Annotated in this window: 20 protein-coding genes and 1 pseudogene; 7 read left to right on the forward strand and 14 right to left on the reverse strand. The window is 57.6% G+C overall.

Going from position 1 to position 21,804, the window contains the following annotated elements:
• Window positions 1-94: 94 nt before the first annotated feature.
• Window positions 95-1,495 (forward strand): MFS transporter, encoded by a 1,401-nt coding sequence (locus tag IM303_RS11690; protein ID WP_193359946.1) that lies wholly within the window; start codon window positions 95-97, stop codon window positions 1,493-1,495.
• A 39-nt stretch (window positions 1,496-1,534) separates the two neighbouring features.
• Here IM303_RS11690 and IM303_RS11695 read toward each other — a convergent pair.
• The 6 genes and pseudogenes from IM303_RS11695 to IM303_RS11720 all read right to left on the reverse strand — a co-directional run bounded on the left by IM303_RS11695 (window position 1,535) and on the right by IM303_RS11720 (window position 5,793).
• Window positions 1,535-2,020, reverse strand: a pseudogene (locus IM303_RS11695) (Hcp family type VI secretion system effector).
• 21 nt (window positions 2,021-2,041) lie between these two features.
• Window positions 2,042-2,476 (reverse strand): hypothetical protein, encoded by a 435-nt coding sequence (locus tag IM303_RS11700; RefSeq protein WP_048958788.1) that lies wholly within the window; start codon window positions 2,474-2,476, stop codon window positions 2,042-2,044.
• On the reverse strand, window positions 2,454-2,846 hold the full coding sequence (locus IM303_RS11705; protein ID WP_032623152.1) for a polymorphic toxin type 44 domain-containing protein: 393 nt from the start codon (window positions 2,844-2,846) through the stop codon (window positions 2,454-2,456). The genes IM303_RS11700 and IM303_RS11705 overlap by 23 nt, the downstream gene beginning before the upstream one ends.
• Window positions 2,847-3,082: 236 nt before the next feature.
• Window positions 3,083-4,078, reverse strand: a complete 996-nt coding sequence (locus IM303_RS11710) for a DUF2891 domain-containing protein (protein ID WP_193359947.1) — start codon at window positions 4,076-4,078, stop codon at window positions 3,083-3,085.
• A 9-nt stretch (window positions 4,079-4,087) separates the two neighbouring features.
• Window positions 4,088-5,074 carry a DUF979 domain-containing protein gene (locus tag IM303_RS11715; RefSeq protein WP_041909955.1) on the reverse strand — a complete coding sequence of 329 codons (987 nt, stop codon included), beginning with the start codon at window positions 5,072-5,074 and terminating at the stop codon, window positions 4,088-4,090.
• Window positions 5,071-5,793 (reverse strand): DUF969 domain-containing protein, encoded by a 723-nt coding sequence (locus tag IM303_RS11720; protein ID WP_028013182.1) that lies wholly within the window; start codon window positions 5,791-5,793, stop codon window positions 5,071-5,073. The genes IM303_RS11715 and IM303_RS11720 overlap by 4 nt, the downstream gene beginning before the upstream one ends.
• Before the next feature lie 199 nt (window positions 5,794-5,992).
• Between IM303_RS11720 and IM303_RS11725 the strand changes: the two genes are divergently transcribed.
• Window positions 5,993-6,538 carry a winged helix DNA-binding protein gene (locus IM303_RS11725; RefSeq protein WP_041909953.1) on the forward strand — a complete coding sequence of 182 codons (546 nt, stop codon included), beginning with the start codon at window positions 5,993-5,995 and terminating at the stop codon, window positions 6,536-6,538.
• A 1-nt stretch (window position 6,539) separates the two neighbouring features.
• Here the strand turns inward: IM303_RS11725 and glgX are convergent, their stop codons facing one another.
• From glgX to treZ, 3 genes are read right to left on the reverse strand one after another with little or no spacing between them, the layout of a single operon-like run.
• On the reverse strand, window positions 6,540-8,615 hold the full coding sequence (glgX, locus tag IM303_RS11730; RefSeq protein ID WP_193359948.1) for a glycogen debranching protein GlgX: 2,076 nt from the start codon (window positions 8,613-8,615) through the stop codon (window positions 6,540-6,542).
• Window positions 8,616-8,630: 15 nt separating this feature from the next.
• Window positions 8,631-11,099: a malto-oligosyltrehalose synthase gene (gene treY, locus IM303_RS11735; protein ID WP_193359949.1), complete on the reverse strand. Its 2,469-nt coding sequence runs from the start codon at window positions 11,097-11,099 to the stop codon at window positions 8,631-8,633.
• Entirely contained in the window at window positions 11,096-12,883 is a 1,788-nt protein-coding gene (gene treZ / locus IM303_RS11740) for a malto-oligosyltrehalose trehalohydrolase (RefSeq protein ID WP_193359950.1), read from the reverse strand. Before treZ ends, treY begins: the two co-directional genes overlap by 4 nt.
• A gap of 132 nt (window positions 12,884-13,015) precedes the next feature.
• Between treZ and IM303_RS11745 the strand changes: the two genes are divergently transcribed.
• From IM303_RS11745 to IM303_RS11760, 4 genes are all read left to right on the forward strand, one after another.
• A complete protein-coding gene (locus IM303_RS11745) occupies window positions 13,016-13,543 on the forward strand; it encodes an N-acetyltransferase (protein ID WP_041909946.1) in 528 nt (175 codons plus the stop codon).
• A gap of 86 nt (window positions 13,544-13,629) precedes the next feature.
• Window positions 13,630-14,373: a 5'-nucleotidase, lipoprotein e(P4) family gene (locus IM303_RS11750; RefSeq protein ID WP_227014152.1), complete on the forward strand. Its 744-nt coding sequence runs from the start codon at window positions 13,630-13,632 to the stop codon at window positions 14,371-14,373.
• Window positions 14,374-14,514: 141 nt separating this feature from the next.
• Window positions 14,515-15,501: an MBL fold metallo-hydrolase gene (locus IM303_RS11755; RefSeq protein ID WP_193359952.1), complete on the forward strand. Its 987-nt coding sequence runs from the start codon at window positions 14,515-14,517 to the stop codon at window positions 15,499-15,501.
• 4 nt (window positions 15,502-15,505) lie between these two features.
• Complete coding sequence (locus tag IM303_RS11760) at window positions 15,506-16,417, forward strand: LysR family transcriptional regulator (protein WP_193359953.1); 912 nt, start codon at window positions 15,506-15,508, stop codon at window positions 16,415-16,417.
• Here IM303_RS11760 and IM303_RS11765 read toward each other — a convergent pair.
• Entirely contained in the window at window positions 16,408-17,292 is an 885-nt protein-coding gene (locus IM303_RS11765) for a LysR substrate-binding domain-containing protein (RefSeq protein ID WP_041909939.1), read from the reverse strand. The two genes, IM303_RS11760 and IM303_RS11765, sit on opposite strands and share 10 nt — an antisense overlap.
• A 113-nt stretch (window positions 17,293-17,405) precedes the next feature.
• Between IM303_RS11765 and IM303_RS11770 the strand changes: the two genes are divergently transcribed.
• The gene (locus IM303_RS11770; protein ID WP_193359954.1) at window positions 17,406-18,893 is read left to right on the forward strand and encodes a UbiD family decarboxylase; all 1,488 of its coding nucleotides are present in this window, start codon (window positions 17,406-17,408) and stop codon (window positions 18,891-18,893) included.
• A gap of 24 nt (window positions 18,894-18,917) precedes the next feature.
• On the opposite strand, the gene IM303_RS11775 is transcribed toward IM303_RS11770, so the two are convergent.
• The 4 genes from IM303_RS11775 to IM303_RS11790 are packed head-to-tail and all read right to left on the reverse strand — an operon-like array spanning window position 18,918 to window position 21,795.
• On the reverse strand, window positions 18,918-19,343 hold the full coding sequence (locus IM303_RS11775; RefSeq protein ID WP_048999588.1) for an ATP-binding protein: 426 nt from the start codon (window positions 19,341-19,343) through the stop codon (window positions 18,918-18,920).
• Window positions 19,344-19,682: an STAS domain-containing protein gene (locus IM303_RS11780; RefSeq protein WP_028013194.1), complete on the reverse strand. Its 339-nt coding sequence runs from the start codon at window positions 19,680-19,682 to the stop codon at window positions 19,344-19,346.
• Window positions 19,672-20,886 (reverse strand): PP2C family protein-serine/threonine phosphatase, encoded by a 1,215-nt coding sequence (locus IM303_RS11785; protein WP_193359955.1) that lies wholly within the window; start codon window positions 20,884-20,886, stop codon window positions 19,672-19,674. The genes IM303_RS11780 and IM303_RS11785 overlap by 11 nt, the downstream gene beginning before the upstream one ends.
• A gap of 9 nt (window positions 20,887-20,895) precedes the next feature.
• A complete protein-coding gene (locus tag IM303_RS11790) occupies window positions 20,896-21,795 on the reverse strand; it encodes a hypothetical protein (protein ID WP_028013196.1) in 900 nt (299 codons plus the stop codon).
• Window positions 21,796-21,804 lie beyond the last annotated feature (9 nt).

The raw sequence follows: 21,804 nt of genomic DNA on the forward strand, positions 1-21,804 counted from the left end.
ATATGCAACGATAAAGTGCAAGCGCTGCGTCTTCCGCCCTGTATACCCCATGATTATAGTTTCGTCATCACTATTCTTATGCGGAGTAACGACGATGACGCTCTTTTCAAACCAGCCCGGCGATGAAGGCTTACCCGGTCATGAACGCGCCCGGGTGATGGCCGCCGTCATGACCACCACGCTGATGGGCGTCTTTGACGGCACCATGATCAACATCGCGCTGCCCTCCATGGCAAGGGCGATGCAGGTTCCCGCGAACGTTGCGGTGTGGTTTGCCAACGGTTATCTACTATCGGCGGCAATGACGCTGGCCATCTTCGCGGCGCTGGCGGCGCGCGTGGGCTTTCGACCGGTTTTTCTTGCCGGGCTTGCCACCTTTACGCTCACCTCGCTCGGCTGCGCGCTGGCGAAAACGCCCGACATGCTGATCGGGATGCGTATTCTGCAGGGCATCGGCGGCGCGGCCACCCTGAGTATCGCCCCGGCGATCCTGCGTTCCGTTTTTCCGGGGCGATTGCTTGGGCGTATTCTGGGGCTGCACGCCCTGCTTATTGCCGCCAGCACGGCGATTGCCCCTGTACTGGGGGGAACGATACTGGACGCGCTGAGCTGGCAGTGGCTGTTCGCCATTAACCTTGTTCCGGGCAGTATTGCCCTGTTTCTGGCATGGCGGGCGTTGCCGCGCCAGTCGGACGTTGACCGCTCCCCCTTTGATGCGCCGGGCGCCGCGCTCTCCGCCGTGCTGTTAGGTTCTGCAATCATGCTGGCCGACAGCCTTCAGCACATAACGCAAGGCATTAACCCGGCAGCCGCTGGCTGGGGGCTTCTCACGCTGGTCAGCGCTATCGCCTTCGTCTGGCGTATTCGGCGCGCGCGCTGTCCCATACTGCCGCCCGCTATGTTCAGAAACGGACGCTTCACCCTCGCCGCCCTGACCTCGCTGGCCTCGTTTGTCAGCCAGGGCATCACCTTTGTCGCGCTGCCGTTCCTGTTTCAGAGCGTGTATGGCTACAGCCCGGTGGTTTCGGCGCTGCTGTTCACCCCGTGGCCAATTGGCATTGTGCTGATCGCACCGCACGCGGGGCGCTGGGCAGATACCCTTTCCGCGCCGCTGATCTCGACTATCGGCCTGATGATTTTTGTCGGTGGGCTGGTCCTGCTGGCGACGTTGCCGGAAAACCCGTCCGCATGGAATATCTGCCTGCGCAGTCTGGTTTGCGGGATTGGGTTTGGCTGCTTCCAGAGCCCCAATAACCGGGAGATGCTCGCTAACGTGGCGCGGGAACATGCCAGCTATGCCTCAGGGGTGTTGTCTATCGTCAGGACGTTCGGGCAATGTCTGGGGGCCGCCGCGGTGGGGGTGCTGCTTGCGACGACCGGATCAGACCACGATCGGGCCGTGCATCTGGCACTGTGGATCGCCGTCATCGCCTCAACAGGATCGGTTTTGTTTAGCCTGAGCAGGCTGCGCCCTGGGGTGCGGGCATCAGCGTAACGCTGTGCAGCGCCTCTCGGCGCTGCTTGTTTATAACAACTACGCTGTAGGACGTTCGTTCCACGCATCAGTGTACTGTATATTTCCGTCCAGAATTTTCCATGTGATTTTTGCATATCGTAAAGATACATTTTCCATGTGACCAGTACCGGGACAATCTCTTGTATCATGCATTATTGGAGTTATTGAAATGACTTTCACGCCTTCCATCAGGATGTTGAAGTATTCCACTTCCTGACCAGCATCATTGATGTGATAGAACATTAATTCGGCACTTTAAAGCGTCTGACCTGTAGCCACTGCTTTGTATAGATAGGGTGAAGATGAGTCAATTGCCTTTGTTAAACTGAAGGCTGAATGTTGCCTTGTACCTGTAAGTTTACCTGTTGCCTCATCTGTTGGAATGCTCAGGTTATGGATCAGATCTCTAAGCTCTATGCTTCCTTCACGGTTTGCAACATCAGAACCACCACGGATCATTGCTCCGCCATCGTCTTTCAAAAAGAGGTGTACTGGTACAGCCATTTTTAAAACTCCTTATGTTAATTAATTTCTTATTCCATTGGCTATGAGATTAATTACAGGCATGATCGCTACACCATCGGCATAGAACAGATCAGAATTAGTGAATGAATAAACCTTGCCCGTGATTTTTACATTTACCGTGTTCCCATAAGCTGAAGCTGTGACATTGCTTGTATCGGCTTCCAGGAAGGGTGATCGTTCTTCAAGGGCTTTCATAATGTTCCCGCTGTTGTCTTTATCTAAATAGAAGCGGTAAACATCCGACACCGTAGCGTCTCCATCATCATACTTAGTTATGTACAGTGTGACGGTATCAGAGAGTTTCTGTTTGCTGACAAAGCTATCGTGAGGAGATGCATTAAAATAGTATTGATATGTCAGAAACCCACAAACAACGAGCAACAGAATCGTTGTGAGTAAGCAATGGAGCCGTTTAATAACCGTATTTCTTTGCATATTCTATACCTTGCCTTATCCAAAACTGATCGTGTGGATCATCCCCATAAGGCGGTTTTTGATACCAGTGCCCCCATTTCTTTTTGGAGGTTTTAGCTCTTTCCTGCGCCCATCCAGCACCCATCAATAGCGTTTCTGATGGTATCCCGGCAGCATAGCCAGCCGAACCATAATTGAAGTTCCCAAAATTTGCTAACTCCGGGTGTCCTTGCTTGTAATCCCACGGTCCCTTATTTCTTACTTTTTGATAAAACCAAAGATAGGTTGTAGGGATAGCCATGTTTCTGCTCATACCATGCGCTCTTGCAATCCTCATGTTTGCCAACACAAGAGCGATTCCTTCTTTGGGTAACAAAGGTATAACAGCCATATTAACCACCTATTTCATATGGGTATATGGCCGCATATCGTACACCTTTGCGATGGTAAAAAAGATATCTGTTTACAGAGAAATGACGGAAAAATATCCGACTAAGGTATTAACCGCATTAAAAATCAAAAAAATTTAGGCGGCGCTACGCTTGCGCGGGCCTACAGGAATTGTGCATTTCACAATGTAGGGCAAATAAGCGCAGCGCCACCCGACAGGAAAGACGGCGTATTTGTTTATTCCAGCGCCAGTAGCGCAAAGCTCGCCAGCCAGTGCCCGCCGCTGTAGTGGCTGCCCACTACGTGCCCGACGCTTGCCGCCAGGTGTTTCGCCACGGCATCACGCAAGGCCTGCTGGGCCGGGTGGTTTACCGGAAGCACCCTGGCAATATGCTTCATACACCAGGCGCGGCTGAGGTTTAACCCATCCAGATGGGCAATTTTCGGGTCGGTACGGTCGCTCACTTCCGCCGGGTTCATCAGCGCCGCAATGGAGCCGATATCCGGCAGAAACGCGTCAAACCAGGCCGGGAAATTCTCTGCGACCTTGCTCATCAGCAGCGCTTCCGTCAGCGCACCAGAGATGTACTCATCACCACCCGGCTCGTAGTGGGCCGGGTAGCGCGTGTCGGCGAGATAAAACCGCTCCGCCGCCGTCACAATCGCCTGCTCAAGCGCGCTATCTTCCACGGATCGGGCGTAATCCAGCCCCAGCGCGAGGGCAAACGCCGTGTTGTAGTGCGTTCCGACGCGGATCGGATAGGTTAGCTTGCTGAGGTAATCCACCAGCCGGTTGCGAATATCCTGGGTTAGCGGCTCCAGCGTCTGGTACCAGCCTGTGGCCTGCGGCAGCGACGATTGTTTCAGCTCCTGGGCCAGCGCCAGCAGCCATCCGTAGCCATACGGCCGCTCAAACGAGGCGCGGAACGGCGCGGTGAAATAGGCCAACTCCTTCGCCACGTTCTCGTCGGTCAGGTGCTCGTCGAAAAGCGCGACGATGTCATTCCGACACGGTAGATCAGGATAGAGGCGCACGCAGCGCAGCAGCAGCCAGTAGCCGTGCACCGCCGAGTGCCAGTCGAAACAGCCGTAGAAAATCGGGTGCAGCTCGCGAGGCGGCAGAACGTCACCGTCATCATTCAGCAGATGCATGATGTGGTTCGGGTATTCCTGGCGCAAATAGGTTAAAGGCATGCGGGCAAACGCGTCAGCCTGATGTTGCGTCAATTCCATAACAGCTCCTTAGCGAAACACGAGGAAATACATGAGGAACACGTTCACCACCAGCAGGGTTAACGCGGTCGGGATCTGGATCTTGATCACCTGATATTTGTCTTTCAGCTCCAGCAGCGCGGCGGGAACGATATTGAAGTTCGCAGCCATTGGCGTCATCAGCGTGCCGCAGTAGCCCGCGTACATGCCGATCGCCAGCAGCGGCGCCGGGTTGCCGTGATGCACGTTGATCAGGAACGGCAAGGCGATCCCCGCGCTCAGCACCGGGAAGGCCGCAAAGGCGTTACCCATGATCATGGTAAACAGCGCCATCCCCACGCAGTAAATGACCACCAGCATGAAGCGGCTGTCCGGGTTCACGAACAGGCTCACCACCTTCTGCACCGAATCACCGGTATTGGCCGCCACGAACACGCCGCCGAGCATGGCCAGCATCTGCGGCAGGATCACCGCCCAGCCGATGGTATCGACAAGACGACGTGACTGGCGAATGGCGTGCAGCGGCGTGCCTTTGGTCAGCCACCAGCCGGTGAGGATCGCCGCGACGCAGGCCACGCACAGCGCCGCCAGAGTGAGCTGTTTCTGGTCGAGAAGGTAAACACCGCCAATCGACACCCCCTTCAGGAACAGCGTCCCGATTACCGTCACCACCGGGATCATCAGCGCGGGCAGGAACAGCCAGTTTTTAAGGCGGTTTGACGAGGCAATGCGCTCCTCGTCGGAGGCCATTTTATAGTGGCCTTTCCCGACCAGGCCAAAACCCGCCAGCAGCGCGATTGCGATAACGCAACCGCCAACGATCCGGTACGCCAGCGATTTGCCCAGCTCCTGAACCATCAGGTCACCGAACAGGAAGATCCCGCCGAATAAAAACCAGAACAGCGCGGTGGTAAAACGCTTCGGATTAGCGCGGTCGCGCAGGGTCATGACAACCAGCAGCATCACAACAAAACCGATCAGGTAATACACCCGATTAATGGTGATAAGCGTCATCATTGCGCGGCCCCCTGCGTACCCTGCTCTGCACGCCAGGCCATGACGTCGCGGCGGATGCTGGCATCCAGGCGCAGCAGGCGCGTCATATGAATAATCAATGCCGCAATGGCGGTGGGAATGGCCCACAGGCCGATGTGCAGCGGCTCGATCCCTTCGATCCCGTTTTCCTTAAGAAACGCGTCAATCAGAAGCACCGCACCGAAGGCGATAAAGATATCTTCCCCAAAGAAGACCGCGATGTTATCGCACGCCGCGGCATGGGCCTTGATTTTGTCGCGAATGTGCTGCGGCAGTTCGCCGTATTCGTTAAGCGCTGCCCCTTCGGCCATCGGGGCCAGCAGCGGGCGTACCGTCTGGGCATGGCCGCCCAGCGACATCAGCCCCAGCGCGGCGGTGCCTTCACGCGCCACGAAGTAGAGCATCAGAATACGCGCCGAGGTGGCGCTGGCGATCTTCGCCACCCAGGCCTGGGCGCGCTCTTTAAGCCCGTAATATTCCAGCAGACCAATTACCGGCAGGATCAGGATGAAGGTCGCCAGCGATCGGCTATTGACGAACTTCTCGCCAAAGGTCTCCAGCAGCATCCCGAAATCCATCCCGACCAGCAGGCCCGTCGCCAGACCCGCCACCACGACGACCAGCAGCGGGTTGAAGCGCAGTGCAAAACCAATGACCACGATCGGTATCCCGATCAGCGGCAACAGCGTAGTACCGTCCATAACGTTTACCCTATCGAAAGTGAGCGTTGCGCGCCGACGGCTATTTTTTTAATTTGCGGCGAGCGATGTTGTGTTTTTCGCCAGGCTTCACAAAACCTGCGCTAAAAAGCTATATCTGAACCTCAAAAACATGTAAACAAATTATCAATAAAATGTTCTTATTTTATCGACGAGTTTACATTTCTGGCTAAGGAACGTTATGACCTCGAAAAAGAGTGCTTCACCCGATTGCAATGATATCAACGATGGCCGGATCGTCTCCTCCCGCCATCTGGTGTCGGAGCGCTGCGCGGAACTGTCAGAGCTGGAGTACGCGCTGATCATGACCGGCAACGCGTTTAACAAGTGGATGGTGCGCTGCATGGCCGCAGCCGGAGAGCCGGATATGGGCGCTTTTGACGTCTCGCTGCTGCATCACGTGAACCACCGCGACCGCAAGAAAAAGCTGGCCGATATCTGCTTTGTTCTCAACGTGGAAGACACGCATGTAGTGACCTATGCCCTGAAAAAGCTGGTCAAAGCGGGCTACGTGACGAGCGAGAAAGCGGGTAAAGAGCTCTTTTTCTCCACCACGGAGGAAGGGAAAGCGTTGTGCATGAAGTACCGGGACGTGCGCGAAGCGTGCCTGATCGCCATTCATGCGGAGAGCGGCATTTCCGGGAAATCGATCGGCGAAACCGCGCAGCTGCTACGCGCGATCTCCTCCCTGTATGACACCGCCGCCCGCGCGGCGGCATCACTCTGAATTACGGACGTCTGAACAGGGTAATGCTGCGTCCAGCCAGTTCGTACTCTACGGTTTCGGTGAACGCTGTCCCGGCGGCAGCGTCATCCGCCGTAGAAAGCTCCAGCACCCATCCCCCTTCGCCAAACTGCGGGATCTGGAACGGCACGGTGCCTTCAAACGGATTGAACAGCATCAGCACGTCGTGCCAGATGCCGTCCTCCTGCTGAAGATCCGGCCTGCTGATGGAGACCCCGAGCGTTGATCCTTCATCCCACTGCTCGGCCTGCTGCGGACCGCCTCCGGCATTGAACCAGCGGATCTCCAGCCCGTCGCGCCAGCTCTCACGACGCAGCAGCGGCTGCTGCGTGCGCAGGGCAATGAGCCGGCGGGTGAACTCGCGCAGCGCCGCGTCGTTTTCGGACAGCCCCTTCCAGTCGATCCATGAGATCTCGCTGTCCTGGCAGTAGCCGTTGTTGTTACCCTTCTGCGTGCGGCCAAACTCGTCCCCCGCCAGCAGCATCGGCGTACCGTGGGAGAAAAGCAGCGTGGTCAGGAAATTACGCTTCTGCCGTTCGCGGGTGGCGATAATGTCCGGGTTCTCCGTCGGCCCTTCTTCGCCATAGTTGTACGACCGGTTATCGTTATGCCCGTCGTTATTGTCCTCGCCGTTGTCGGCGTTGTGCTTCTCGTTGTACGACACCAGGTCATTCAGCGTAAAGCCGTCATGGGCGGTGATAAAGTTGACGCTGGCCCACGGGCGACGCCCGCGCAGGTCGTACAGATCCCCGGAGCCCAGCAGACGCGCGGCAAAATCCGTCGAGACGTTGTCCCCCTTCCAGTACTCGCGCACGGTATCGCGGTATTTGTCGTTCCACTCTCCCCAGCCTGGCGGGAAGCCACCGACCTGATAACCGCCGGGGCCAATATCCCAGGGCTCGCCAATTAGCTTGAGCTTAGAGAGCACCGGATCCTGGGTAACGGCGTCGAAAAAGCCCCCGCGCGGATCGAACCCCTCAGGCTCGCGGCCCAGAATCGTCCCCAGGTCGAAACGAAAACCATCAATGTGCATGGATTCGGCCCAGTAACGCAAGGAATCCATCACCATCTGCAGCACGCGCGGGTGCGAGGTATTCACCGTGTTCCCCGTCCCGGTGTCGTTAATGTAATACCGGTGCTGGTCCGGCAGCGTGCGGTAGTAGCTGTAGTTATCAATGCCCTTGAATGAAAGCGTTGGCCCCAGCTCGTTACCTTCCGCCGTGTGGTTGTAGACCACGTCCAGAATCACCTCGATGCCCGCGTCATGATAGGCGCGCACCATGTCGCGAAAGCCCTGGATCCCCGCCGGGCCGTAGTAGCGCGACGCCGGAGCAAAAAAGCCGAGCGTGTTATAGCCCCAGAAGTTCTTCAGGCCACGGTCGAGCAGATGCTGGTCGTCCGGGAACCAGTGAACGGGCAGCAGCTCCACCGAGGTAATGCCCAGACTCTTGATGTAGTCGACCGAGGCTTTGTGTCCCATCCCCTCGAAGGTCCCGCGCAGCTCGGGCGGGATGGCCGGGTTCATCTGGGTAAAGCCCTTCACGTGGCTCTCATAGACGACGGTATGTGGCCAGGGCACGTTTGGCCGGTTGTTGTCCTGCCAGTCGAATGCGTTCGGGTCGATAACCTTGCATTTCGGCGTGAACGGCGCGCTGTCCCGCGTATCGAAGCTAAGATCCAGTTCGTCATGCCCCAGCTCATAGCCGAAATGGGCGTCGTTCCAGTCGATATCGCCCACCAGTTCACGGGCATACGGGTCAATAAGCAGCTTATGCGGGTTAAAGCGGTGACCGTTTTCCGGATCGTAGGGGCCATAGACGCGATAGCCGTACAGCGCACCGGGTTTCAGGTCAGGCACATAGCCGTGCCAGACCTCATGGGTATACTCCGGCAGCTCCAGCCGGGCGATTTCTGTTTTCCCGGACGGGTCAAACAGACAGAGCTCCACCCGCTCCGCGTGCGCGGAGAACAGCGCGAAGTTAACGCCCTTCCCGTCATAATTCGCCCCCAACTGCTGGCCATGACCGGCCCGAATTTCAAACGTAGTTTCCTTTGCCATTTTCGTTCTCCACGATTATTCGCAGGTAAGCAGAACCAGTACACATCCCTTTTCTGACGTTAAATCCAGCGTCTCTTGCAGAATGCGGCTTTCACCGCTGAACAGATCCCGATAGCGCTTCCCGGCCAGTTCGTCGGGTATCGCTACCGTGGTATTGACCCACAGCTGATGATTATCGGTGATGCCAAAAACCAGACGCGGCACGGCAACGATCAGCGCCTCCTCGTCTTTAACGCGCGCATAGACAATCAGGTTCTCCTCGCGCTCGCCGGAAACCTTGAGCGGCAGCCAGTCGCCGTAGCGGAAAAGCGCGTCGTAATGCAGTCGAAGCCGCAGCAGCGTGGCGGTGACAAACTGCTTTACCCTGCCTTCCCGCCAGCAGGCCGGGTGTTCAAACACTGAAGCATCCGCCGCGCTGAGGTTTTGCATCAGCGCGTTGAAGTCCGGCTCCCGCCGGTTATCCGGGTCGACGAGGCTAAAGTTGAGCGCCTCGCTGCCCTGATAGATATCCGGCACGCCGGGCGCCGTCAGCTTGATGACCGTCTGGCTGAGGCTGTTCATCAGCCCGGCGCGGATAAAGGGCTGCATCGCCTCGCTGAAATCGTGCAGGAACGGGGCGTTATCCGGGGAAAGCAGATGCCGCGCATAGCTCAGCACCACGCTCTCATAGCTCTCGTTGCTGTCGATCCAGTCGGTGCGCTGCTTCGCTTCGCGCAGCGCTTTTTCGAGGAAGCCGAGAAAACGTTCTTCCAGTGATGCCAGCCCTTCGGCATCGTCAGGCGACAGCGTGGCGGGCCAGACGCCCGCCAGCGCCTGATAGATCATCCACGTATCTGCGGCGTTCGGCGCGGTGCCGTCGTTGAGAAAACGCACCTGGGTCTGGTTCATCTGCCGCCAGCGGGCGAGATTTTCTCCCCAGCGTTCCGGCGCCTCCGTCAGGGTGTAGAGCCGCGCCCGGGCGTCTTCTCCGCGCTTGGTATCATGCGTGGAGGTGCCCAGCAGCGCGTCGGGCTGACGGGCGAGACGAATGCGCATCTCCTGGTGAAAGCGGGATAACGAGAACGCGCGCGGCGTCGGGTCAGCGCCCACTTCATTGAGCGCAAGCTCAAGGTTCAGACGGAAAAACAGCGTATCTTCCACCGACTTCGCCATCAGCGGCCCGGTCAACTGCTGGAAGCGGGTTCTGAAAAGCGCGGCGCAGTCGCGGCAATCTTCCGGCAGATCGCCGGTAAGAATGCGCACAATCAGGCTCAGGGCCGCTTCGGACGTATTTACGCCGGCGACCACGCGGCTAAGCAGCGCCACGTCAGGCGGGGTTAATCCCTCGCGAGTGCCGTAGGTGCGGTACACCGGAAAAGCGATAAGCAACTCGCGCAGCGCGTGGCGGATCTCCTCGCGCGGCAGCGCAACGTCATTGCGGCGGGCCAGATCGTCCGCAAGGTTTAGCAGCGTGGTGAACTCGCCCTCAAAATTACGATCGGTCATCAGACCCTTGGCATCGCGCAGTTCGGCGTGGCGATCGACCGTGACGCCCAGCGTCTCGTCGTGGATTGTCTCCAGGCGCGAGAGATTATCGTCGTCGACCAGCACCTCCGCCAGCGAGGCGATAAACTCGTAGCCGGTGGTGCCGGAAACCGGCCAGTCGGTGGGGAGCTGCTCTCCCTTCGCGAGAATTTTTTCGACCGTGATGTAACAGTCAGGTCCGGCTGCCTGCCGCAGCTTCTGCAAATAACCCAGCGGATCGGCCAGGCCGTCAATATGGTCAATGCGCAGGCCGTCAACCACGCCCGCGTGAACCAGCTCAAGAATGAGACGGTGCGTATCGTCGAAGACCGCCTCGTCTTCAACCCGTACGCCTACAAGACCGGTGATCTCGAAGAAGCGCCGCCATGAGAGCTGCTTCGGCGCTTCCCGCCAGGACATCAGCCGCCAGCTCTGCGCCTCATGCAGTTCGGCGATGCTTTTATCCTCGCTGTACGTGCCCGGATTGAGCGGGTACGCCGTGTCGTAGTAGACCAGAGAGGCTCTATCCGTGACGTTGTCACGTTTTAACGTAATGGCCCCCTTCTCCAGCTCCGCCTCAAAGGTGTCGCCGAGAAATGGCAGCGTAAGCGGGCGCGACGCGTCGATATCGAAATAGCGGAAATAGCGGCTCTGCTGGCCGTATTCAATCACGTCCCGCCACCAGGCGTTTTCCAGCGAGGTGGACATATGGTTCGGGACAATATCCAGAATCAGCCCCATGCCAGCCTGCCTGAGCGCCGCGGCCATGCGGTCAAACCCTGCCCGACCGCCAATCGCGGGGTCAATTTCATTCGGGTTGGTCACGTCATAGCCGTGGGTGGAACCCGTTGTGGCGGTAAACACGGGCGAGGCGTAGAGGTGGCTGATGCCGAGGTCTTTCAGATACGGCACCAGCTCGACAGCGCGGTCAAACGTCATGCCGTTGCGGAACTGAATACGGTACGTGGCGGAAGGGATCATAACGATGCGTCTCCATCAGCAAAGCGAACGACAATACTGTTCGGCGGCAAAACGTCGTTTACCTCCGGCCAGGCGAAGCGCGTCTCCCCTGCGAGCGCGGGTACGTCGACAGGCTTAGGGCCGATATTGAGCGCCAGAGAGAGCGTCCCGGACGGGAAGCGCCAGCTCACCGCCACCATGCCGGGCGCGGTCTCGATCGTCTTGCCTTCAACGATGTCGCCCTGATGCAGAAGCGGAACGATATAGCGATGGCGCAACGTCAGCAGGTGGCGGGTGAAGCGCAGCCACGTTTTCCCTTCGTCGGTAGCAATCTTATGCCAGTCGAGCTTTGAGCGAACGAAGGTGTTAACGTCGTTCGGGTCCGGGACGGCTTCATCGTGCCCGGCGTGGCCGGTAAACTCTTTCGCGCGCCCTTCCCGCACCGCTTTTGCCAGGTCGCCGTGAAAATCGGTGAAGAACAGGAACGGATGCGTTTCACCGAACTCCTCGCCCATAAACAGCAGAGGGATATGAGGAGAGAGCAGCAACGCGGCAAGCAGCACCCGCGTCCTGTCGGCCCCCGCGAGGGTGATGAGCCGCTCCCCCTGGGCGCGATTCCCGGTCTGATCGTGGTTCTGAATGAAATCGACGAAGAACTGCGGCGGCTGGGTACGGCACTCCACCCCGCGAGATTCCCCGGTTTGCAGCGAAATCTCGCCCTGGTAGACAAACCCTTCCGCCAGCGCACGGGCGAACTTTTTCTCCGGCTCACACGCAAAATCCTGGTAGTAGGCGTGCGTTTCGCCGGTGGCAAACACGTGGGCAGCGTTGTGGAAGTCATCATTCCACTCGGCGGTAAACAGCGGCGTGTTGCCCTGTTCATCGCGCGGATGCAGGAAAATCACGTTGCGGCTGTCTTCCGTGGTCAGGTGAACGTGACGGTGCGGGATCGCCTCGCGGATCTTCGCGGCAATCTCCTCCAGAATGTGCGTCCCGAAGCTGTCTTTAATCTGGTCGATGGCATCAAAGCGCAGGCCATCCAGACGGTACTCCGTCAGCCAGTAGAGCGGTGCGTCGGAGATGTACTGCCTCACCGGCTCGCGCTCGTAAGCGATACCGTTGCCCCACGGCGTCATCCGCTGCGCATCAAAAAACGCGGGCGACAGCAGCGGGAGATAATTCCCCTCCGGGCCGAAGTGGTTGAGCACGATATCCAGCACCACGGAAAGCCCCAGCCCGTGCGCGGCGTCGATAAACGCGTGAAAATCCTCCGGCGTACCGTAGGCAGCGTGCGGGGCATACAGCAGCACGCCGTCGTAGCCCCAGCCGCGGGTTCCGCCAAACTGGGAAACGGGCATCACTTCAAGCTGGGTGATACCGAGCTCCGCCAGATAGGGCAGCTTGTCGATGGCCGCCCGGAAGGTGCCCTCTGGGGTAAAGGTGCCGACGTGCAGCTCGTAAATGACCGTCTCTTCCCACGGCCGCCCTGCCCAGTCCCGGTTAACCGGCTGATAGCGTCGGGGATTAATAACAACCGATGGCCCGTTAACGTCGCCCTTTTGCGCGCGCGATGCCGGGTCGGGTACCGTCATGCCGTCCTGCAGGACAAACTGATACTCTGCACCGTGCGTGACGCCAGAAACGTCTGCCTGGAACCAGCCGTGCCCCACCGCCGTCATCGGCACGTCGGTGGCGGCCAGACGTAGCGTAAGTTCTTTCTGTCCTTCTGCCCAGACGCGAAAACGTACCACGTCATCGGAAATAAACTCAGCACCCCACTGCTTTTGAAATGTCCTGAATTCCATTCATTGTCCTCGAATGACCCACATTTTACGCGGAACGAAGTACAAGCTTAGTTCAGGATCACAAGTGCGTGAGATCAGCGGATTTAACCGCGTCGTCTATTCTTTATGAAATAACTCACTATCGGGAATACTATGCAGATTCGAAAAGGATTAAATACGGACCTCGTCCGTCTTGAATGTTGTGACTTTTCTTTCACCATTAGCCACATTGCGCGAGAGCCCTTTATCCATTGTGATTTGCATATTGAAGCCGTCGCCGAGCCCTGGATAAAAACCTACGAACTCGACATCCAAACCCTTGAAAACCATTGCGTTAATCCGGACGCCATATTTCTTGTTGCGGAAACCGATGACGGTGAATTAGCCGGATTTATTACCGCGTCAATCGGCTGGAATAAATTTATTTCAGTGGATTATATTGCCGTTGATCGCACCAGACGCAGAACCGGCGCCGCGCAAAAATTAATGGCTGCCGCGCACGTGTGGGCCCGCAGCGTAAACGCGCCGGGATTACGGCTTGAAACACAAAATGTGAACGTCTCCGCCTGTCTGTTTTACCGTAACTACGGGTTTACCCTGGGCGGGTACGATCGGTATCTCTACAACGCCTTACCGGAAAAAGACGAGGTCGCCCTGTTCTGGTATTACATGCTGGTGTAGCGCCGCAGCCTTCATATTTCTGTCATTGAACTTCATTACGCTTTCGGGATTTTAACCACGGTGTTGAGGAAAGAATTGTGAATTCAATGGCTAAGGCATTACTGCTGGCATTACCCGTTTTGAGTGCAGCGGCGACGGCCGCTGAGCGCGAGCTGTGTGAACCCAAAGCGTACGAAATGGCGCTGCGCTATCAGCAGAAATCGGCAGAGATTATGGCCCTTCAGCTGCAAACCTATCGGTTTGCCACCGAGCGTTTCAACGAAAAATTAAAAGATCTGAAAACACCTGAAAATTACGCCGTGGTGATGGACCTGGATGAAACGGTGCTTGATAACACCCCTCTGCTGGTGCGCGACATGGCGCAGTGTCACGACTATACGAAATGGGATACCTGGAGCGACTGGGAAAAACAGGGAAAGCCCGGCTTAATCCCGGGAGCGAAGGCGTTTCTTGACCATGTGAATCAAAGCAAGGTCCGCATCTATTATGTTTCGGACCGTATGCAGGAAAACAAAGCCGACACGCTGAAGACGTTATACGCTATCGGCCTGCCGCAGGTATCTGACGAAAGCGTGCTGCTGGATACGGTCAGCAAGGAAGAGCGCCGTCAGAGCATTCTCAAAAAGCAGCAGATCGTGATGCTGTTCGGCGACAGCCTGCCGGACTTCGCCGTACAGTTCAAAAACAAAAAACCGAGCGAGCAGCAGCGTGAGCTGGTTGATGCCAGCGCCGAACACTTCGGCAACGACTGGATTGTGCTCCCAAATGCCGCTTATGGTGCCTGGTCCAGGGCCACGCTGGATAGCTGGAACGCACCGCTGAAAAAATAACGCTTTACGGGCCGGGAATGGCTTCACCACCACCCGACTGTTGCGCTGTGCTATTTATCTCGTTTATAGGTCCTATCATTTCTGAGCAGGTTCTTATAATTTTACGGAGCAGTAAGATGAGCACTTTCAAAGGAGACTCGTATGCTTACCGTGAAAAAACTTGCTCTTTCCACGCTGATTTCCAGTTCATTGCTGTTCTACCCTGCGCTGCAGGCCTCGGCAGAAACGCCGCAGCACGTCGTTAAACAACCGGCGGGCGGTTACAGCGTGCAGGTCGGTGACGTTCTGGTAACGTCGTTTACGGACGGGACCGTTGCGCAGGATCTGCACAAGCTGCTGCGCCGGACAACGCCGCAAAACATTGATGCACTGCTCGCGAAAAACTTTCAGACAAACCCGGCGGAAGTGTCCATCAACGCCTTCCTGATTGCGATGCCCGGACACAAAATCCTGGTGGATACCGGTTCCGGCCAGCTCTTTGGCCCCGGCAACGGCGGACGTCTGATTGAGAGCCTCGCCACCCAGGGGATCAAACCCGAGGACATTACTGAAGTCTTGCTAACCCACGCCCATTCCGACCACGCGGGCGGCCTGGTGAAAGACGGCAAGGTGGTGTTCAGCAACGCGCGCGTTTTCGTTGGCAAACCGGACATCGACTTTTTCTTTAACGACGACAATCAGAAGAAAACCGGCTACGGCAAGAACTATTTCGATGTCGCACAGAAGACCTTAAAACCCTATCTTGACGCGGGTAAAGTGGTGCCGTTTAGCGGCACATCGGAGATTCTTCCGGGGCTGACCGGCACGGTTCATCCCGGACACACGCCGGGATCAGCCTTCTACACGCTGACAAGTAAAGGCGAGAAGATCACCTTTGTCGGCGACATCATTCACGCAGCGGCGGTCCAGTTCCCGCAGCCTGCGGTGACCATCACCTACGATGAAGATGAAAACAAAGCGGCAAGCGTACGCGAGCATGCGTTCGCTGACTTTGTGAAAAATAAAGACCTTATTGCCGCGCCCCATCTGCCTTTCCCGGGCATCGGCTATGTGACGAAAGGTGAGAAAAGCGGCTATGCCTGGGTCCCTGTCACCTATACCAACCGGGACGCCAGCGGCGCGAAGTAGAGTGATGTCGCGTATATCTGACATGGACATCGACCTGCTCCTGGCGCTGGACGCCCTGCTTCAGGACAGGAACATCACTCATGCGGCCACGCGGCTGGGCATCAGCCAGCCCGCGCTGTCTGCCCGCCTGGCGCGTCTGCGTACGCTCTTTGGCGAGCCGCTGTTTATTCCCTCCCCACATGGACGTGGGGTATTACCCACACCGAGAGCGGAGGCGTTGAGGCCACAGGTTGAAAGCGTGCTACGCGGCATCCGCGCGATGTTTGCCCCCACCGCGTTTGAGGCGCAAACCAGCAGCCGGACATTTGTTATCGCGCTGCATGAAAACCCGGCGCTGATGCTCGGCACCGCGCTGCTTAACCAGGTGAGTACCGATGCCCCCGGCATCCGCCTGCGCTTCGCCCTTCCGGAGATAGTAGACCTGCCGCAGCAGCTGGAAAACGGTGATGTGGATATCTACATCGGCGTGAGCGCGGGCGCCCATGACGGATGGGTGAGGCGCAAACTTCTCGACGACGCGTTTGCCACCGCCCAGCGCAAAGCTCATCCGCGTGGAACAGGTTCGTTAGATTTGGAAAGTTACTGCGCGCTTTCCCATCTGGTGGTGTCGTCGGCGGGAGATCCCTTTACCGGATTTATCGACCAAACCCTCGCCGGGCTGGGCTATCAGCGACACGTTGCCATGTCCACCCAGAGCTACGCTATGGCGCCTGCGCTGGTTGCCGGTACCGACCTGGTATGTACCCTGCCGGAACGGATGCTGAAGCAGTTTGCCAGCACGCTGGATATTTTCCCACCGCCGCTGCCGCTCCAGCCGATAACCATCAACATGTACTGGCACCCGAAAAACAGCCAGGATTCGGCGAACGCCTGGCTGCGCGGGCAGCTGCTGCGGGCTGCCGGACGTCAGGTGTGATCGAGCGTGACCAGAAACTTTTTAAGCACTTCTGAACGAATAATCCGGTGGCAAACCAGGGTGAGTTCGCTCTCCCGCAGCCGGTCGAGGATGTCCACGTAGACGACATTCTCAACGCTCACTGCCTTTGCCGACGCGGGCAGCAGCGCCAGCCCAAATCCGGCCGCAACAAGGCTTATCACCGTGGGCACGTCGGTCGCATTTTGCACCACGTCCGGCTGAAAGCCCGCCCCGCTGCAGGCGTCATAGAAGTACTGCTCCAGCCCCATTCCCTCCGGATCGCGCAGCGAAATCCATTTTTCGTCTTTCACCGACGAAAGCGTCAGCGCGGACGATCCGGCGAGCGGATGCTGACGAGAGAGCGCCAGCACCGTTTTCTCCGAGGTGAACGGCCGGCTTTGCAGATCGTCAGGCAGCGACGGCAGCGGCGCGCGGATGATGGCCACGTCCAGCTGGTTGCTCTGCACGGCGGCGTAGAGCGTCTGCACATTTCCCGTCATCAGGGACATGGTAATGGCCGGCCAGCGGCTATGCATCTGGCGCAGCGCGGCGGGTAGCCTGCCGTCAAACATCGCACTCGACACGCACCCCAGGTTTAACTCCCCCTGCTCGCCCCGTGCCGTTTGTCTGGCATCCAGCACCGCCTGCTCGGTCAACGAGATGGCAAGCCGGGCTTTGACCAGAAACGCTTCGCCCGCGGGCGTCAGGGTTAAGCGGCGGTTCGCCCGGCTGAAAAGCGTGACGCCTAAACGTTCTTCCAGCGCCTTTATCTGCTGGCTCAGCGCCGGTTGGGCGATGTTCAGACGCTCGGCGGCCCGGTGCATGTGGAGCTCTTCGGCTACGACAATGAAGTGACGCATCTGACGAAACTGCACGAGACGCCTCCCTGTATTGATATAAATTTACTTATCAATTTAACAGAAATGATGAAATTGATGATATTGGTCTTTGCCATAAAAATGGAGGTATTCAACCGAGGGAGCAAAATATGGAAAACCAAGTCAACGATCTCCGCAGCGCCATCGCCTTACTGCAGCGCCACGAAGGGCAGTATATTGAAACCGATCATCCGGTCGATCCCAACGCGGAACTGGCGGGTGTTTATCGCCATATCGGCGCAGGCGGCACGGTCAAACGTCCGACCCGCACGGGTCCGGCCATGATGTTCAACAGCGTTAAGGGCTATCCGGGCTCCCGCATTCTGGTGGGCATGCACGCCAGCCGCGAGCGCGCGGCGCTGCTGTTAGGCTGCGAACCGTCTGAACTGGCAAAACACGTTGGCCAGGCGGTGAAAAAGCCGGTCGCACCGGTTGTCGTTCCGGCCTCGCAGGCCCCCTGCCAGGAACAGGTCTTCTACGCTGACGATCCTGACTTCGATCTTCGCAAATTGCTTCCGGCACCGACCAATACGCCAATTGATGCCGGTCCGTTTTTCTGCCTGGGGCTGGTGCTGGCAAGCGATCCGGAAGACAGCTCGCTGACGGATGTCACCATTCACCGCCTCTGCGTGCAGGAGCGCGACGAGCTCTCCATGTTCCTTGCCGCCGGGCGACATATCGAAGTCTTCCGTAAAAAAGCGGAGGATGCCGGAAAACCGCTGCCGGTGACGATCAACATGGGTCTCGACCCCGCCATCTATATCGGCGCATGCTTTGAGGCCCCTACCACGCCGTTTGGCTACAACGAGCTGGGCGTCGCCGGGGCGCTGCGCCAGCAGCCGGTCGAGCTGGTGCAGGGCGTCGAGGTCAAAGAGAAAGCCATCGCACGGGCGGAAATCATCATCGAAGGCGAACTGCTTCCGGGCGTGCGCGTAAGAGAGGATCAGCATACCAACACTGGCCACGCGATGCCGGAGTTCCCGGGCTATTGCGGTGAGGCGAATCCCTCCCTGCCGGTGATCAAAGTGAAAGCCGTGACCATGCGCAACCACGCGATCCTGCAGACGCTGGTGGGACCGGGGGAAGAACATACCACGCTGGCCGGACTGCCGACCGAGGCCAGCATCCGTAATGCCGTTGAAGAGGCAATCCCGGGCTTCCTGCAAAACGTCTATGCCCATACCGCAGGCGGCGGTAAGTTCCTCGGCATATTGCAGGTGAAAAAACGCCAGCCGTCAGACGAAGGACGCCAGGGCCAGGCGGCGCTCATCGCCTTAGCCACCTATTCGGAGCTGAAAAACATTATTCTTGTCGACGAAGATGTGGATATTTTCGACAGCGACGACATCCTGTGGGCGATGACGACGCGCATGCAGGGCGATATGAGCATCACCAATATTCCGGGGATCCGCGGCCACCAGCTGGATCCGTCCCAGTCGCCGGATTACAGCACCTCGATTCGCGGCAACGGCATTTCCTGCAAGACGATCTTCGACTGCACGGTGCCGTGGGCGCTGAAGGACCGCTTCGAGCGCGCGCCGTTTATGGAAGTGGATCCACGTCCGTGGGCGCCGGAGCTGTTTGCCGATAAGAAATAAAATCACGCGCGTATGGCCCGCAGATCATACGCGTATTTTCTTTTCAAGCGTGGCGATATTTTTACCCGCCACGCGTTCAACAGTGAAACGATCGACGCTCAGCAATATGAGCATCAGCCCCCTGCCGCTCTCGAGCAGCGGCGACATTTCGCAGAAACGGTCTCGCCGGGCGATCTCAAGACGCTCCTGCGGGAACGCGTCACCCGCGTCGGTAAAAACAAGGCAGACGTCATTGCCGCGGATGGCGAACTGTACGCTAAAGACGCTCGAATTATCCTCATGAAGCGCGTAGCGGATGATATTCGTTGCCACTTCACAAACGGCGAGATCGAAGGCGAAACGCCACTCGTCATCGACGGGAAGCGCGCTCAGCCTGTCTCTCAGCCAGTCGGACAGCGGCGTCAGGGACGCGATCGCCGCCGGAAATTCAGCATGCTCTGGCCTCTGCATCTACTGCCCCAGCTGTGCAAGCGCGCTATGTTTATCCGGATAGATACGGAAGATGCGATCCATTCGGGTCAGGGTGAACATGTTCATGATCCCGGGGTTCAGAGAGCACAGCGCCATGTCGCCTTTTCCGTTCATCAGCTTAAACAACGACACCAGCATCCCCAGCCCGCTGCTGTCGATGAAATCCACTTTGCTAAAGTCGACGATTAAGGCTTTACGATCGCTGCCGATTTCCTCCGTCACGGACGCTTTAAACGTCGCAGCAACGGAGGCGTCCAGCCGTCGGACCGCGGGCGTGAGAATGTTGGCATGCGGTAATCGTTCGGTGTTAATTATCATTCTGTTCTCCCTGACGCTCAATCACGAGCAGTGACACGTCATCGGTTAAGGCGATCGGTTCATCACGGTTTGCATTGCGCCAGCCGGTCAGGTGGTCACCGAACCGCGGCAGGAGCTGGTCAACGGGGAGCCGGGCATGCTCATGAAGCCAGCGTTCGAGACGTTGCGGGCCAAACTGCTCGCCGCTGACGTTCTCACACTCGGTAATACCGTCACTGAATAAGCATAAGCGATCCCCCGGATGGAGGGTAAACGCGACGTCTTCCCAGCTCAGATCCGGGATTAGCCCGACCGGCGGTCCGCCATCGCCCACGGACGTGACGGCGCTGTCCGCGTTCACAATGACGGGAGTAGGATGCCCGGCCTGGCACAGCCACCCTTCGCCAGTCTCTGGATCGATCACGCCGTAAATGAGCGTGAAATAACTGGTGATGTCGCTCTCTTCACTGCAAAAGCGGCTGTTCAACATCCTGACAACCTCCGCAGGTGACTGAATCCCCCCCTCTTCGGTAAACAGAAAGCGATCCACCACCCGGCCATGTAAAAACTGGCGAGCCACCGCGAGGGACATCATCGCGGCCCCCACGCCGTGACCCGAGACATCAACGCAATAGAATCCCAGATGTGAATCCAGAGGGAAAATATTGAACACATCGCCCGAAACCCAGGCTGACGGCAGGAAAAGCCAGTCGGAGAAGTAGTCGCCATAGCGTAAGCGGCGTGAAGGCAGCACCGAGTGCTGAACGCGCGCAGCCAGTTCCAGATCTTTTTCAATCTGATGCAACGCTTCACTCAGGCGCTTGTTGTGCGCCGCGAGGGTCGCCTCCAGCGTCAGAATACGGACCCCGGCATGGAGCCGCGCCCGCAGTTCAGCCTGCTCAACGGGCTTACTCAAAAAATCATCCGCTCCGGCATCAAACCCCTGCGTCAAGTCCCCGGCATTCTCGCGGGCCGTCAACAGGATGATATACACGTAGCGGCCAAACTGACGGTTGCGGATGGTCTGACACAGCGTCAGTCCGTCCATTTCCGGCATTTCCCAGTCGCTTATCACCATGCTGACCGGCTGGCTGGACAAGATTTCCAGCGCGTCGACACCATTTTCCGCCTCGCTCACGATATATCCCCACTGGGTGAGCATTCGGGAGAGTAACCGACGATAAATCAGCGAATCTTCAACGATTAACACGTGCAGCGCCGACATACATCCCTCCTAAAGCGGTAAGAACCAGATGAGGCTCACGGTCCCTTCCCTGAATTTTGCATTCCCGTTGCCGTGCCCCGGATAGCGCGTTCCCGCATAGTTCGCGTACTGGATGGAGAACGAACCCGGCGTATAGCCGGCATAACCGAAGCTGTAGCTGTAATCGCCGTTCCAGGGCTGCTGCTGGCTGCTGTCCGGGAACCAGAATGCCGTCGCGCGAACGAAGAAATGTTGTTTGAAGGTGTAGCCGCAGCCGCCGAGCATGACGTTTTTATTTTTGCGGATGTCATCGCTGCTGAGGTCGTAGTAGCGCGGTACCCAGCTGTACCCGACCTGGCAAATGATGGAATCCCCTTTATTAATCAGGAGCGTGTTTTCAACCGGTTTCGGTAGCGAAAACTTATAGGCCAGCGTGAAGGCGCCCTGTTCGAAATAGGTGTGTCGTCGGCTGCCCGATGTCCAGAAATGGTTATCGCCGTAGTTGCTGTAAACCAGACTCACGGTGTTGGCGTGCCAGTCATCGTAGCCGAAGCTGTAGCGAAAATCGGCGGTATAGCGGCTGGTGTCTCTGACCGGCAGTCGGGACGTAATGTTGGCAAACCAGAAGCTGTAGGGGGAATACTGTAGGCTGAGATTCAGCGTCTGGTTAATCTTTTTCTTTTCCGTGGCGGTGTCTGAACTGTTAGGAATGCTCATCCACTGCTCTTTCAGTCCCGAGCTAAAGCTCAGCGCACCTGAGAATTTCTTGTCGTTACCCGAGAACAGGCGCCCCCAACGGCTGGTAAAAACGCCTGCCTGAACGGGTTCACCGTTCTTATCGCGCAGGGTTTCTTTATCACTGCTTTGCGCCGCCTCCGCGGCGGGTATCGCGGCGAGCAGCACGCCCGCCAGAAGCCATTTTTCGCGCATAACCGCTAT

The sequence above is a fragment of the Enterobacter cloacae complex sp. P38RS genome, from assembly GCF_014930775.1.
In the GTDB taxonomy this organism is placed as follows: Bacteria; Pseudomonadota; Gammaproteobacteria; order Enterobacterales; family Enterobacteriaceae; genus Enterobacter; species Enterobacter bugandensis.